12 protein-coding genes are annotated in these 15,043 nt (G+C 42.7%); 5 read left to right on the forward strand and 7 right to left on the reverse strand.

The features are described from left to right. Window positions 1–167: 167 nt before the first annotated feature. Both ANME2D_RS16770 and ANME2D_RS06045 read left to right on the forward strand, forming a co-directional pair. A complete protein-coding gene (locus ANME2D_RS16770; protein ID WP_052368596.1) occupies window positions 168–1,982 on the forward strand; it encodes a sensor histidine kinase in 1,815 nt (604 codons plus the stop codon). After that, the gene (locus tag ANME2D_RS06045; protein ID WP_052368597.1) at window positions 1,979–3,034 is read left to right on the forward strand and encodes an ABC transporter substrate-binding protein; all 1,056 of its coding nucleotides are present in this window, start codon (window positions 1,979–1,981) and stop codon (window positions 3,032–3,034) included. The genes ANME2D_RS16770 and ANME2D_RS06045 overlap by 4 nt, the downstream gene beginning before the upstream one ends. Here the strand turns inward: ANME2D_RS06045 and uvrA are convergent, their stop codons facing one another. The 3 genes from uvrA to ANME2D_RS06060 all read right to left on the reverse strand — a co-directional run bounded on the left by uvrA (window position 3,035) and on the right by ANME2D_RS06060 (window position 7,598). Beyond that, window positions 3,035–5,851, reverse strand: a complete 2,817-nt coding sequence (uvrA, locus tag ANME2D_RS06050; RefSeq protein ID WP_048089838.1) for an excinuclease ABC subunit UvrA — start codon at window positions 5,849–5,851, stop codon at window positions 3,035–3,037. It abuts the gene before it with no gap. Window positions 5,852–5,922: 71 nt separating this feature from the next. Continuing rightward, complete coding sequence (locus tag ANME2D_RS06055; RefSeq protein WP_048089839.1) at window positions 5,923–6,285, reverse strand: hypothetical protein; 363 nt, start codon at window positions 6,283–6,285, stop codon at window positions 5,923–5,925. A 2-nt stretch (window positions 6,286–6,287) separates the two neighbouring features. Beyond that, window positions 6,288–7,598: a homocitrate synthase/isopropylmalate synthase family protein gene (locus ANME2D_RS06060; RefSeq protein WP_048089840.1), complete on the reverse strand. Its 1,311-nt coding sequence runs from the start codon at window positions 7,596–7,598 to the stop codon at window positions 6,288–6,290. A gap of 123 nt (window positions 7,599–7,721) precedes the next feature. Here ANME2D_RS06060 and ANME2D_RS06065 point away from each other — a divergent pair, with 123 nt between their 5' ends. Together ANME2D_RS06065 and ANME2D_RS06070 are read left to right on the forward strand one after the other, a co-directional pair. Next, a complete protein-coding gene (locus ANME2D_RS06065) occupies window positions 7,722–8,867 on the forward strand; it encodes a pyridoxal-phosphate-dependent aminotransferase family protein (RefSeq protein ID WP_048090011.1) in 1,146 nt (381 codons plus the stop codon). A gap of 90 nt (window positions 8,868–8,957) precedes the next feature. Continuing rightward, window positions 8,958–10,490: a hypothetical protein gene (locus ANME2D_RS06070; RefSeq protein ID WP_157833983.1), complete on the forward strand. Its 1,533-nt coding sequence runs from the start codon at window positions 8,958–8,960 to the stop codon at window positions 10,488–10,490. A gap of 13 nt (window positions 10,491–10,503) precedes the next feature. On the opposite strand, the gene ANME2D_RS06075 is transcribed toward ANME2D_RS06070, so the two are convergent. The 4 genes from ANME2D_RS06075 to ANME2D_RS06090 form a co-directional block, all read right to left on the reverse strand. Continuing rightward, window positions 10,504–11,598 carry a DegT/DnrJ/EryC1/StrS family aminotransferase gene (locus ANME2D_RS06075; protein WP_048089842.1) on the reverse strand — a complete coding sequence of 365 codons (1,095 nt, stop codon included), beginning with the start codon at window positions 11,596–11,598 and terminating at the stop codon, window positions 10,504–10,506. 6 nt (window positions 11,599–11,604) lie between these two features. Further along, a complete protein-coding gene (locus ANME2D_RS06080; protein WP_102044966.1) occupies window positions 11,605–12,264 on the reverse strand; it encodes an acyltransferase in 660 nt (219 codons plus the stop codon). Between the two features lie 10 nt (window positions 12,265–12,274). Further along, complete coding sequence (locus tag ANME2D_RS06085; RefSeq protein WP_048089844.1) at window positions 12,275–13,249, reverse strand: MraY family glycosyltransferase; 975 nt, start codon at window positions 13,247–13,249, stop codon at window positions 12,275–12,277. A 325-nt stretch (window positions 13,250–13,574) separates the two neighbouring features. Next, the gene (locus ANME2D_RS06090) at window positions 13,575–14,105 is read right to left on the reverse strand and encodes a PEF-CTERM sorting domain-containing protein (RefSeq protein ID WP_157833984.1); all 531 of its coding nucleotides are present in this window, start codon (window positions 14,103–14,105) and stop codon (window positions 13,575–13,577) included. A 279-nt stretch (window positions 14,106–14,384) separates the two neighbouring features. Between ANME2D_RS06090 and ANME2D_RS06095 the strand changes: the two genes are divergently transcribed. Then, window positions 14,385–15,008: a PIG-L deacetylase family protein gene (locus ANME2D_RS06095; protein WP_048089846.1), complete on the forward strand. Its 624-nt coding sequence runs from the start codon at window positions 14,385–14,387 to the stop codon at window positions 15,006–15,008. Window positions 15,009–15,043 lie beyond the last annotated feature (35 nt).

Consider the following 15,043-nt stretch of genomic DNA (forward strand, 5'->3'; position numbering starts at 1 on the left):
TGTCATTACCCCACATTACCCTACATTGTAATTCTTCTACTTTTCGGATAGGCTCTTAGTTGCCCGATCACATAATTTTTTCGTATTAAAATTTTTAGATACACAACGAAGGGATAATGTTTATCTGATTCTTAGATAATCAAGAGATATAATACGGGGGCAGATATGTGAGTATACGATCCGAACTTGTTATCTTTTTCCTGCTTATATCAGTAATACCGCTATCTGCTGTTGTTTACGCATCTTATGAGCACAGTAAAGAAGCTATCCGCGACTCCGTTATGGCCAACCTGCTTGGCGCGACAGAAAATACCGGTAATGCGATAGATAACTGGATGGATGCAAGAAAGGATGATATTCGTGTGATTTCCCAGTCCAGAATAGTTGTATATGCAGAAAAAGAGCACCTTCAAGAGTACCTGAATACCTTTGAATATGAATACCAGGGTGTATACAAAGAGTTTTTTATGCTTGACCTGGATGGGAACATAATATTCTCGACCTTAAACAGTACAGGAAATAGAGATAAAGAACTTTATTTTATCGAAGCCTATAAGGGGAAGCTGTATGTATCCGATGTCTCTTTCTCCGAGATTACAGGTTCCTCTGAGATAACAATCACCAGCCCGATTAAAAAGAATGATACAATCACAGGAATAATGGCGGCAAGAGTGAGTATTGAGAACCTGTACAGGATAATAGAGAATATTGATATCGGAAAATCCGGGGAGATATTTATAGTTAATAAAGATGGGGACATCATCTTTAATGAGAACAGATCCATAATCCTGCCTGGTAACATAAATAATAATTTTGCAGTAAAAGAAGTGACATATGAAAAGAACGGGATAAACGAGTATACCAGTTACAAAGGTGAAAAAGTGCTGGGCTCATATTACTGGCTGCCGCTTTACAGATGGGGGCTTATAGTCGAGCAGAATATAGATGAGGCGTATGCAGGAGTTGTGATTCTTGAGCGGCTGATGTTGGGTATATCTTCTTTTGCTATTATTGGTGTCGTTTTTCTGGTCGTCATTATCTCAAGAAAACTCACAGAACCTATACGATCTCTTGAAGATGGAGCGCAGGGTCTTGTTAAAGGGAACTTCAAACCAATACCTGTATCCTCAAGCAATGAGATCGGCCGGTTGACAGAGATGTTCAACACGACCGCCACTGAGCTTTTATGTATCAGGAAAAAGCTTGAGGCCAAAATCGAAATAGTAGATAAAGATCTGAAAGAAAAAAATAAAGAGCTTATTACAGCAAATGAAGAATTAAAAAAACTCGATGAACTTAAATCCGATTTTATCTCTCTTGTCTCCCATGAACTCAAAACGCCTCTTTTATTAATAAGGTTATCAGCTGAGTATCTTGAATCTGAGGATAATGTAGATCCTGCTTTGAGGAAAGAGCTGCTGCAGAAAATAATAAGGAACGTCGATCGCCAGACACGGTTGATAAATGATATCCTTGATATATCAAAGATCGAAGCCGGGAAGATGGAATTACGATTAGAGCATGTGGATATTAGTGAAATAGCGAGTATGGCTTTTGAGAATATCAATCAGTTTGCTTTGAAAAAAAATATAACAGTTTCTTTAGATATTCCTGAAAAACTCTCTCCAGTACTTGCTGATAGAGAAAAGCTTATTATTGCTTTAAACAATTTCTTCGAAAACGCATTGAAATTCACCCCGGGTGGTGGAAGTATCCTTCTGTCGGCGAAGGATTGTGTGGATAGTGTAGAGGTTAGAATGAAAGATACGGGTATCGGGATAGAGAAAGAAAAATTAGGAAAGATATTTGAAAAATTCTACCAGGTGGATGGCACATCAAGAAGAAGAGCAGGTGGCTTCGGGCTTGGATTAGCAATATCCAGCGGAATAATCAGAGCGCACGGCAGTGAAATACATGTGGAGAGTGAACCTGGAAAAGGCAGTGCTTTTAGTTTCAGATTAAAAAAGGCAGGTAAAATATGAGAATTTATATTTATATATTAATAATACTGCTATTATCATCGGCCGGGATTATTCTCTATGAAAAATCACAAACTCAAAAGTCGATATACGTTGTTTCAATGACTGCAGATGAGATGTCGGAAAACCTGAAGAATGGGACTATTAAGGGTTTCATATCATGGGAACCATATGATTCAAAAGCCGTTGCCGACGGCTATGGACGGTATCTGGTGAATTCTAAAGATATATGGGATAACCATCCATCATGTGTCCTGGCAGTATCTGAGGATTTGAAAGATGAAGATATGATTAAAGCCATTATCTGGGCGCATGTAAAAGGTACAGGGTTCATCAACGATCCTGTAAACAGGGAAAAAGTCTTAAAATATGGATCAGAATATACCGGACTTGATAGGGCGACAGTATCGGCAGCGATCAATAATACGATGTATGTAGAATTCCCAGATCCTAATGAGACAAAAAAAGGTTTCGAGATACTGGATAAAGCCGGAACTTTTAAAAAGAATCCAGTTTCAATGGGTTATAATAATCCGGATGAATTTCTATCAAGTATAATCCTTGATAAATATTATAATGAGATCAGAAAAAGACTGGATGATGATCCAGACTGGGTGCCACGTGCTGTTAACGGAAGTCTCAGATTCGCATATTTAGAGGGTAATTTGCATGAATTGGCGATGTATGTTGCACAAAAAGAAGGGTATTTTGAGAGGGTGGGCCTTGTCCCCGGCAAGAATATCCAGTTCATCGGCTACCGTAATGGGCTTGCAATAACTAATGCTTTTGACCACCGTGAAGTGGATGCAGCAATCCTCGGCATGACACCGATTTTAAGATACAGGATAAACAATAATGGCAGGGTTAATATTATCAGTGGAGTTAATTCTGGTGGTTCTTCGCTCATAGTGAGAGCAGATTCTGGTATAAAATCTCTCGATGACCTCAGCGGGAGTACAATTGCTACCCCTGGATTTGGCTCATGTCAGGATGTCATAATGAGGAAGATGTTTGAAGGGTTTGAGATAAAGGCCATCTCCATCAAGGCTCAATGATTATGCATTAAGGATTTTTTTCAGGTAGTAACCCGTGTAAGAGCCTTCTATCTTTGCTACCTTTTCAGGCGTCCCCTCTGCAATGATCCGCCCGCCGTTATCCCCTCCTTCAGGGCCAAGGTCTATTATATGGTCTGCCACCTTTATGACATCGAGGTTGTGCTCTATGACAACGACGCTGTTGCCTGCATCCACGAGCAGGGATAGCATATCAAGCAGTTTCTGTATATCGGCAAAGTGCAGTCCTGTCGTGGGCTCATCAAGGATATAGAGCGTCCTGCCAGTATTCCTTTTAGTGAGTTCTGTCGCAAGCTTGATGCGCTGTGCCTCTCCACCTGAGAGAGTGGTAGCAGACTGCCCGAGCCTGATATACCCAAGCCCGATATCAAAGATCGTCTGGAGCGGACGCTTAATCCTGGGAATATTCTCAAAGAACGCAAGCGCCTCTTCCACTGTCATATCCAGCACCTGCGCGATATTTTTATCCTTATATAAGATCTCAAGCGTCTCGCTGTTAAAACGCTTCCCGCGACATACCTCGCACGGCACATACACATCAGGGAGGAAATGCATCTCGATTGTTATTATACCGTCTCCCTGGCATGCCTCGCACCTTCCTCCTTTAACATTAAAACTGAACCGCCCTGGCATGTATCCTCTTGCCCGCGATGAGGGGAGCTTGGCAAAGAGCTCTCTTACAGGTGTAAAAACGCCTGTGTACGTGGCAGGGTTTGAGCGCGGCGTCCTTCCGATAGGGGACTGGTCTATTATTATGATCTTATCTATTTTCTCAGACCCGATTATACCCCTGTGTCTTCCCGGTTTTTCTTTTGCATGGTAGAACTTCTGTGCCAGGGCTTTGTAGAGAATATCGTTAACCAGTGTACTCTTTCCTGAGCCTGATACACCTGTGACACAGGTCATCACTCCAAGCGGTATGTGGACATCTATCTGCTTCAGGTTATTCTCACCTGCCCCTATGATCATGATCTCGCTTACGGGTTTTCTTCGTTTATCAGGAACCTGTATCACTGCTTTGTGGCAGAGGTATTTCCCTGTCAGGGATCTCTCGCATCCGATAACATCCTCCTGACTTCCTGTTACCACGATCTCGCCGCCGTGCACTCCTGCGCCAGGCCCCATATCCACGATAAAGTCAGCACTGCGGATCATCTCCTCATCATGCTCCACTACAATCACAGTGTTGCCAAGATCCCGAAGCTGGGTGAGCATGCGTATCAGCCTGCCGTTATCCCGTTGATGCAAACCTATACTGGGCTCATCAAGGATATAAAGAACCCCGACAAGGCTTGAGCCGATCTGCGTGGCAAGGCGAATCCTCTGGCTCTCACCCCCTGAAAGTGTGCCCGCTGCCCTGTCCAGGGTAAGGTAATCAAGACCCACATCCATAAGGAAGCCAAGTCTTGCCTTAAGCTCCTTGAAGATGGGTTTTGATATGATGGCATCTTTTTCAGTGAAATTGATATTCTCAAGAAATTCCCGTGCCGCTCTCACAGACAGGCGGGATATAGAGATAATGGATCTACCTTCTATCGTGACAGCAAGGCTGGATGGTTTTAAGCGCTCGCCATTGCAGACCGTGCAGGGTTTTATGCTCATGTACTGCTGGATCTTTTCTCTTGATTCTTCGGATTGTGATTCCCGGTGTTTTCTTGCCAGATGGGGTATTACCCCTTCAAAACTGCTCCAGTGCTCCCAGAACCCGTCGCGATCGCGCGGCACATACCTGAAATGGATCTGCTCACTCCCTCCGTGCAGTATTACCTGCACATGCTCAGGATTCAGATCAGAGAAGGGCGTATCAAGTGAGAAACCATAATGATTTGCCACTGACTGAAGCATCTGTCTGTAATATCCGTATTCATATCCCCAGGGCTCTACAGCCCCCTGGCTGATCGATCTGCTTTTATCAGGGATTATCAGATCAGGGTCGAACTCCATTGTACTTCCTAGCCCCTGGCATGAAGGACATGCGCCCCTGGGACTGTTGAACGAGAACATATTTGGCTCAAGCGGCTCAAAACTTATCCCGCATCTTGCGCAGGCAGCATGCTCGCTGAACAGAAGCTCTTTGCTCTCAGGGATATCAACTACAAGGATACCGCTGCCCTCCCTGAGCGCTGTGGCGACCGAATCTGCAAGCCTCTCCTCTATTCCCTGTTTTATTACCAGGCGATCTACAACGACATCGATATCATGCTTCTGCTGCTTGTTAAGATTGATCTCCTCTGATAGCGCATACATCCTGCCGTCCACACGTACCCTGCTGAACCCTGACTGAGCAAGCGCCTCAAACATCTGCTTGTACTCCCCTTTCCTCTGCCTTGCAAGCGGGGCCAGTACATGGATCTTCGTGCCTGAGGGCAAAGCCATGAGCCTTTGTACTATCTGTTCCACCGTCTGCGGGGCTATCTCACTTTTGCAGCTCGGACAGTGCTGCTTTCCTATCCTGGCATACAGCAGGCGCAGGTAATCATATATCTCAGTGACCGTGCCCACAGTGGAACGCGGGTTCTTGCTAGTGGATTTCTGCTCAATAGAGATAGCAGGCGACAGACCCTCAATATACTCCACATCAGGCTTATCCATCTGGCCGAGGAACTGGCGGGCATACGCTGATAATGACTCAACATACCTGCGCTGGCCTTCAGCATAGAGTGTATCAAATGCGAGTGAGGATTTCCCTGAGCCTGAGAGCCCTGTTATAACAATCAGCTTGTTCCTTGGAAGCTCAAGATCGATGTTCTTCAGGTTATGAGCGCGTGCGCCTTTTATAATGATCTTATCTGTTGACATGAAGAGGATGGATGTTTTGCTATATGGCGGGAAGTAACTAAAACATTATGCCAGATGCTTCTTATAGTAGATCAATATTTATAAGAATCAACCTCTTCTATGATCTTTCTGTCTTTTTTAAGAGATTCGTTTTTAATATCAATGTCTGAGGGTATTACTCTCTCTGTTTCTTTGACAGTACCAACCGTCATGGCAATCTTCTGCAGAGAATCTTTTCTTTCTTTTGAGATTGGTTTGCGTTTTTCATGCGCTTTTTTTAATTTATAACCTGCATGCGGCAGTTCGGATTTCAAAAGCCCCAGCTCTACTTTTCTTTTGTTGATTAAATTAAGTATCGGCTGTCTTGAGTTCTCAGGCATGGACGCAAGCATGCGCTCAAGCTTGGCAAGGACTGCATCTTTCTCAGGTTCAATAGTTTTATTTTCGTTTTCCATAATTAACCGGGATTATTTTCCCCTTTATCATTTTCAAGCTGATTTATTTCATCAGCACTGTGTTCATCGATAATCGGCTGAAGCATGAAATATTTCTCGACATATTTCTTGAGTTCTTCATCTGATATGCTGGAGACACGCTTCTCCTGATTATACAGTTTCTGGATCTCGGCCTGGATAGCCTTAATGCGCAGATCGCTTTTATCAACTTTTATAGCTATATTCATCAATTCGTTCAGCGTTTCCTCCACCTTAAAGCGTATTACCTCAAGCCCTGAGGAATCGCCTATCAATAACTGTCTCTTTCCTCCTACAAGTTCAGGCGGATAGGGCTCATAGGTGAAAGGATTCTTAATTATCCCTGCTGTATGTATGCCGCTCTCATGAGCAAAGATATTTTTTCCAACAACCGATTTATTGCGCGGCACCCTTATTCCTATCTCCTTTTCCATAAACCCAGCAAACTCTGTGACTGATTGCAGATTATATTTCTGGAATCCTTCTACACGCTGTATCAGGAATACTGCAACCTTCTCAAGCTCAGCGTTCCCGGCCCGCTCACCTACTCCTAAGAATGTCAGGCTTGACCAGTTAGCTCCATACCAGTATCCTGCAATGGAGCACGCGATCGACATCCCGAAATCATCATGGATATGGGTCTCTATATTTCTTGCCCCTGTATTCTTTAGCCTGCGCACAATATAGGGTATGCCGTACGGCTCATCGACATCAGGGAACGGCAGGCCGTAGCCCAGGGTATCGCACAGGCGTATTGTACAATCAGGGTCGATCTCAAGTAACTTCTCAACAAGCGGGAAGACAAAACCTTCATTATCCGCGCGGGTCATATCCTCGATATGCGCCCTGGTACGAAGCCCGTGATCCACTGCGTACTGCAATGCATCAGTATACTTCCTCTCAGCCTCATCACGTCCTGTCAATCCCATCTTGTCGATGACATGTGAGTCCGAGACAGACATCAGTATGCCTGTTTCTTTTATCCCGTCCATTCCGAGCACGAAATCAATATCTTTTGGATTTGCCCGCGCCCATCCTGTAACCTCAGGGAACTCATAACCCCTGTCAAGCATTTCTCTGACGGCTTCCCTATCACGTTCATTGTACACGAATGTCTCAAGCTTTTCAATCCCGATCTTGTGGAGATACTCATAAATCTGGATCTTATGCTTTTTTTTCATCACTATTCCGGGCATCTGTGAGCCGTCCCGGATTGTGCTGTCGCTTATAAATACCTCCTGTCCCAGTGGTAGCCTGATCTTGGGTAAATCCTCGTATGACCTGTATACCTTCATCGTCTGATTGATTGTTATTGGGATTTATATTACTTGTGGTATTGGAGGGAGATGACAAAAGATATACATGCAAGTTAGTTGTATTATGCGAAAGATGAGAGAGAAAATCAGGAGAACTCCCATATGAATCTTGAAAACACTTTACTGATGATACCCGGCCCCGTGCCTGTAGCCCCGAGGATACTTCGTGCTATGTCAAAGCCGATAATCGGGCACAGGGGAAAAGAATTCGGAGATATGTATAGTGAATGCAGACATATACTTTCTGAGCTTTTTGCTACAAAAAATGATATTTTTATCATAAGCGGTTCAGGCAGTTGCGCCATGGAAGCAGCGGTTGGCAACGTTATCGGAGAAAATGATACGCTTGTGACCATAGAGAACGGAAAGTTCGGGGAGCGCTTCAGGGAGATAGGGGAGCGCTATGGTAAAGTAAGATCTGTTAAATTCGACTGGACAAAAGGTGAATCAATAGAACTGGATCGAGTGGAAGATGCCCTGGACGCGGGAGCAAAAGCTGTTACTCTTGTGCATAATGATACCTCAGTGGGTATAAAGAACCCGGCAAAAGAGGTAGGAGCGCTTGCAAAAAAGTACGGCGCCCTGTTCATAATGGATGGCGTTACGACCATAGGCGGGGATGAGGTACTTGTGGATAAATGGGGTGTGGATCTGGCTGTGGTGGGCTCCCAGAAATGCATCGGCGCCCCACCAGGATTATCTGCGATCTCGGTGAGTAAAAAAGCATGGGACTCCATTGTCGAGAGACCTCCTTACTACATGGATCTTAAGGCATACAGGAAATCAGCAAGCAAAGAAATTGCCCAGACACCATATACGCCTGCGGTGCCGCTGTTCTTCGCGCTGCACGAAGCACTGCGCATCATAAAAGAGGAGGGGCTTGAAGCCCGTATCAAGCGGCATGCCAGGTTTGCAGAAGCCATACGCGCTGCAGCAGATGCGATGGATGTGGAGATGTTCCCGCAGTTAAATGAGTACAGCAGATACTCAAATACGGTCACTGCCATGAAGATACCCACAGGCATTGATGACAAGAAACTCAGGGGCGGGATAAAAGATCTGGGAATCCAGGTTTCAGGCGGCCAGGGACCTCTTGAGGGCAAGATATTCAGGATCGGAAGCATGGGTAATATAAGTAAGCTTGATATCCTGAGTACCATACAGACAGTGGAGCTTGTGCTTCATAAGAACGATGTCGTCAAGAAGATGGGAACTGGAGTCGAGGCAGCAAGCAATGTGTTGAAGTAATTGCAGTTCAATAAACAGCGACCTGCATCTGGAAGATGATAATCATTATTCTGATAGGTTTTTATAGTAGAATAATAATAAAGATATGATTTGCATATGCCTATAGCTGATGAGTTCATAAAATACTGCACCCAGATACTGGAAGTTAATTTCGGAGAGTATTCCAATAAAATCATAAATAAAGTAAAATCAAAGAAGAATTTAAATGATGCATCGAGCATCAGAGATTTTAAAGAATTTATTTGTCTAATCGGACTCTACACCAGTGTGCTTGCAGGGAAAAATAAAGCAGTTGATATATGTGATGCTCTAAGGGCTAAAGCAACGGAGATAACTGGAGAACAAAAGCCACCTGAGGTTTCTATAATCAGCGAAATGGACAGAGAGATAAACACTTTTTTGATGAAAAAGACTCTTTCAACTGAAGATGATACTACCGATTATGCTAAATATTTAGCATTGAAATACGGCGACAATACTAAAGAGGTTGAAAAAGATCTTATTAGAAAAATTAAAATTTATATCAAGAATGCAATCAACATAAATAGAATAAAAGAGGCAATAAACCGATTCCTTACAAACTACCCGCAACCAGCACAGAATGATATTGATGATTTTATCCATTATATTCGCTTATTAAAACTTAAGTTCAGAGAAGATGAACTGCTGCAACAGATTAAAAAAGAAAGACTCTTCCGTAAATTCCAGGAACCCCGGAATTCAGAGGAAAAACCCGAGATTAATCAATTACTGGACCTTATTAAAACCCATAATGATAAAAAAGATATCATCAAATCAATACAAAAACAAGAGATCAGTCATATCATTAACCATGAGCCAGGATTATCTGATATATTGCTATCTGAAGATCTTGAGGATCATAAATTGAATAATCCCATTGCGCTTTGCGATGAAAAGCTCATGGTACTTATCGATAATAAAGGCGGAATTGTTAGAGGAAACGGAAGCAGTGAGACCAAAGAGATCTACAATGAGTTGCCTAAAAGAGAGGATGATAGATCCTTTGAGCCTAAAATCAAAGATGCACTGGATTATTTTTTTGAAACAAAAGGTATCCCGGCCGAATCAGATATTGATGATATCGTAGATTATTTAATCTTGTGCGGCCATAAGCAGGACAAAAAACAACTTATCGAAACGTTTAAGCAACTTTCAAAAGAAAAGATCATTTCGGCATTGAATTACTGTGTAATAAATAATGAGATCAAGTATTTCATTCGTAGATCTACATCATATACTCAGCTGGATATTGAGAATTTCATCTACTATATGAAAGCAAAAAAACTCGATATAAACGATGATGATGTGAAGGATATGATCGAGAGAGAGCGGCTTTTCAACAGGTTCAACGAGATGGATCGAGAGAAAAGCAAAGAGGAAAAAATATCCAGACAGTATATTGCATTGTCTAATTCTGGTAAGAAGAACTATTATGAGTATATTCTCATGCTTGATGAAGAGCTAATCCAGTTAAAATTACAACTGAAACTAGCGAAGGTTTTGAAAAAGAATCAAAAACATGGGAAAATTGGCAAAAAGCATTTAAAGAAAACTGATAATCAGGATGTAGATCAAAATTCTGTTATCCTCAAGTTACAGTAGCCAAAATCAACGTTCAACAGCCAGATAATATCTCCCTCAATGCCTCAGAGATCGTATCCAGATCACTCTTACTTACAGAAGGATGAACCGGCAGGGATATGACCTCGGACGCTGCTCTCTCGGATACTGGCAGAGAGTCGTTGTATCCTATCTGCTTATAGAAGGGCTGTTTATGTATCGGCAGGGGATAATATATCCCTGTTCCTATTCCTCTGTTGCTTAAGAGGGATGCAGCATCATCCCTTAAGATAGATTCGCTGTTTAACCTCACAGTGTACTGGTGGAATACATGCCTGCAGTGCCCTGATATACAGGGAATCTTTATTCCTTTGATTTTATTTAACCTGCTGCTCAGGTACTCCGCATTATTGATCCTGGTCTGATTGAAACCATCAAGTCTCCTTAGCTGAACCAGTCCCAGAGCAGCAGCCATATCGGTCATGCGCAGGTTGTACCCCAGCATCTCATGGAAATACCTCTGCTTTGAGCCGTGTGATCTGATCATTCGTGCGCATTCTGCTGCGCTCTTATCATCTGTTGTGATCATGCCCCCTTCTCCTGTGGTCATGTTCTTGGTTGGATAGAAACTGAATGCGCCTGTGCCGAATGAGCCCGTCATTTTATTATCATATGTAGCCCCGTGCGCCTGGCATGCATCTTCTATCACAAGCAGGTTATTATCCTGCGCGATCTCAAGTATTCTCCTCATATCTGCAGCCTGCCCGTACAGATGAACAGGAACAATTGCCTTTGTCTTCGGGGTTATTTTCTCAACAATGCTCTCAGGATCTATATTGTATGTGTTCTCCTCGATATCAGCAAAAACCGGCCTTGCGCCGGTGAATAAAATCGAGTTGGATGATGCAACGAAAGTAAAGGGAGTAGTTATAACCTCATCCCCGGTCCCGATATTATGCGCAAGTAATGCAACATGAAGCGCGGCAGTTCCTGAGCTAACTGCAACCGCATATGATGTGCCCGCATACTCAGCAAAAGCAGACTCAAAATCTTTTACTTTCTGACCTTCAGCAATATTACCGGACCTGAGCGCCCCGGTAACAGCATCGATCTCTTCTTCACCAATAAAAGGCTTTGCTATAGGAATCATAATTATTCAGATGGTATTAACAGTTCTTAGTTCTTCGGTCAGATCCTTTATTACGGCCGGGAAACCTATCGCTAATTTCCATGGCGGCACATCCTTTGTCACAAGTGCGCCTGCAGCCACCATAGCGCCCTCACCGATCTCAACTCCAGGCAGTAAAGTGGCATTTGCCCCAACAGATGTACCACTTCTCAGTATCGGGCCTATCAGATCTGATTTTCTCCTTACAGGATATCTATCATTGGTAAGCACTGCGCACGGCCCTATGAAAACATTATCCTCAATTACAACGTTCAATGGTATGTACACATTCCCCTGTATGCTGACGTTGTTTCCAATCACTGTGCGTCCATCTATGATAGTATTGGTGCCGATAAGCACATTATCCCCTGTGATGGTCTCTTCACGGATCAGGACATTGTGTCCGGTACGCAGGTTACTGCCAGTCTCGACATCAGTATAAATAATAGAATTCGACCTGATGACCGCATTATCCCCTATAACAGCACCTCTAAAATCCATGTCATCTATACTTATCCCATCAGATGCTGCCTGCCGCAGAATACTGGCTGTTGGATAGCCAATAATCACACCTTCACCAAGTATGGTGTTCTTTCCAATGTTACTTTGCCCATATATTTTGAAATACCCTGTTCTTTTATGTTCCATAATTAACTCCTTATCCATCAATAAATAATATCCCTATAATAGAGAACACGGCTGTAACTGCATACATAGCATAGGTTGCCTGTTTTTCTGTCATCTTCATGTAATATGGAAGTACCCACTTAAGAGTGAGGGGATTTGGGACCTCGAGTGTGCCATCGTCCCTTATCTTTCCAAATTTTGCAGGTGGGTATTTTTTGATGCGCCAGTACACATACAGCAAGAAATTGACCGTATGGGGAATAAGCATTACAAACCCGCTGATGATGTAACCCTGCATGACTATCATTACGCCAATCGCCGCACCTACGGTCAATGATCCTATGTTTCCCCAGAACACGCGGGAGGGGTAGCGCTCGAATAGATGAAAACCAAGTGTTGCACCTGTGATCGCAAAGATGGCCATAATCTTATTGATATCCTCAATAGACCCCGTTATCAGGGATTTAATGAGCAGTGAGATAAGAACTATGAGCGAAAGTCCTGATGACATTCCATTGAAGCCTGAATGCATATTCACGAGATTAGCAGTTACCAGTACGTAAGTAGGCACGATAAATTGACTGTAGAAATTTGCAAAATCGACCTGGCCAAAAAAAGGAGATATCACTCCTGAATGTGTTGCATACTGTATTAATGGATATGAGCTATAATACACAAGGATAAGCTTTACTGTCCTTCCGATATCTATCATATCATCGAGGATGCCGAACAGACCAAACAGCATAATCACACTTAGTATCACATAATTGATGGCATCGAATTTATAGAACAGTGAATTTATGGACAGAGAGAAAAGAGCAGCAAGCATGATGGCAATCCCCCCACCTGTAGGTACCATCTTCTCACCCTTCTTATGGTAATCCTTTGCCACAAAACCCTTTTCTTTGAGCTTCCGTATAAGGTACGGCATAGTGATAAGCATAATTAAAAAAGGAAGCAGAAATACAACCGCTATCTCAATAAAAAGCCAGTAGATATACTTCAAATACTCTCACCCTGATTATAAATATAAATAAACCTCAAACACTCACCAGGCTAATAATGGTGGATTACATATATAGATTTATTTGACAAAATAAAGGAAAAAGAGAAATATCAGTTAAGTGTTCTGCATTTCAAGGACGGCTCTCCCGTATACGAGTCCATGCATCCAAGTGTACAGAACATCTTTTCCCTGATATAATCCTCTTGAATATAGATCTTCCTGTTGCAATTCTCACATTTAACTTCAATTATCTCCAATATACATCCTCTTTTTACTGCAATAAAAGAGTAGCCAGGAAAGTCTGGCTATCTTTTCTCAATCTCTGTTAGCTGTTTCTCCCTTTTCTGTACTGGAAGAGGAATACCAGTCCCATTATTGCTGCGATCGGCAGAGCTACTGTCGGGAATTCAGGGACGCTGACAGGAGGCGTTGGTGTTGGAGTAACTACTGGTGTTGGTGTTGGTGTCGGTCTTATTTTGATGTCATTCTGTATCTTTGCTTTCTTAGTTATAGGATCACCGTGAGTGAATTTTGCTGCATAATTGATGGTGAGGTCTTCATCTGATCCACCTTTACCATTAACAAGGGTAACAGTAAATGTCTTAGGAGAGGTGAAATCTCCTGAGATTGATGTCCTTTCTTCCCCATCAATAAATACATCGAACTTATCTGTTATTTTAAATCCAACGCCACTGACTTTAAGTGATGTTATATTACCATCTTCTGCAGTTACAGTTACTTCCTGTGTTGCCGTTCCACCTGCGTCGATAGTTATCACGCCAGGTTCCACTCTGATCTCATTCTGAGCCGCCGCTATTCCCGTAATGGCTATCATCACAGCAAAAAGCGTAGCCACAGCTACAATTTTGTTCCTAATATTAACCACTCCTTTAATTTTCGCTCAAGGCCTACCCACTCGCCAAGAGCATTAGGTACTACTACCTGTGACTATATAAATTTAGCGATTTCCAAAGGCAGAAATTATATCATTATCAAGATAATATTGGATATATTTAATATTGCTTTATATTCAATCCTGCTGCAACTCATGGTCCAGAAATACCGAACTGTATTTTAGATAGGCTTATTACAGATGCGGTATTATTATAAAAGCATTAACGGGGGTAAGGTAGGAATGGTAGGAACCATTTTAATTCTCAGCCCGCACACAGACGATGGTGAGTTAGGTTGTGGGGGCAGTATCGCCAGATTTGTTGATGAAGGAAAAGAAGTGTATTACGTGGCACTCTCAACGTGTGAAAAATCAGTACCGGCCGGGTGCCCTATCGATATACTCATGCATGAGGTCAGGAAGGCTACAAAAGTGCTTGGAATAGAGAATTTGCTTCTTTATGGTTTTGAGGTCAGGGAATTCCCGCGTCTCAGGCAGAATATCTTAGATGCGCTTATAGAAATAAGAAAGGAAATCAACCCGGATATTGTTCTCGCCCCGTCCTCCTATGATACCCACCAGGATCACAAGATTGTCAGAGAAGAGACCCTGCGTGCTTTTAAGAAATGTACCATACTGGGCTATGAACAACCCTGGAACAATATAACCTTTAATACAATGGCATTTATCCCCTTAAAGAAAATACATATATTAAAGAAGATAGAAGCATTGAATTGTTATGAGACCCAGAAGGATAAAGGCTATTTTTATGAGGATTTCATTAAAGGGCTTGCTCAAACAAGGGGAACGCAAATAGAAGAGGAGTACGCCGAGGCATTTGAAGTTATTAGATGGGTCATAAGATGAAATGGATTTATACGTAAAGTCATGTCAACTTATGC

Origin of the sequence: Candidatus Methanoperedens nitratireducens (assembly GCF_000685155.1) — an archaeon.
Lineage (GTDB): Archaea > Halobacteriota > Methanosarcinia > Methanosarcinales > Methanoperedenaceae > Methanoperedens > Methanoperedens nitratireducens.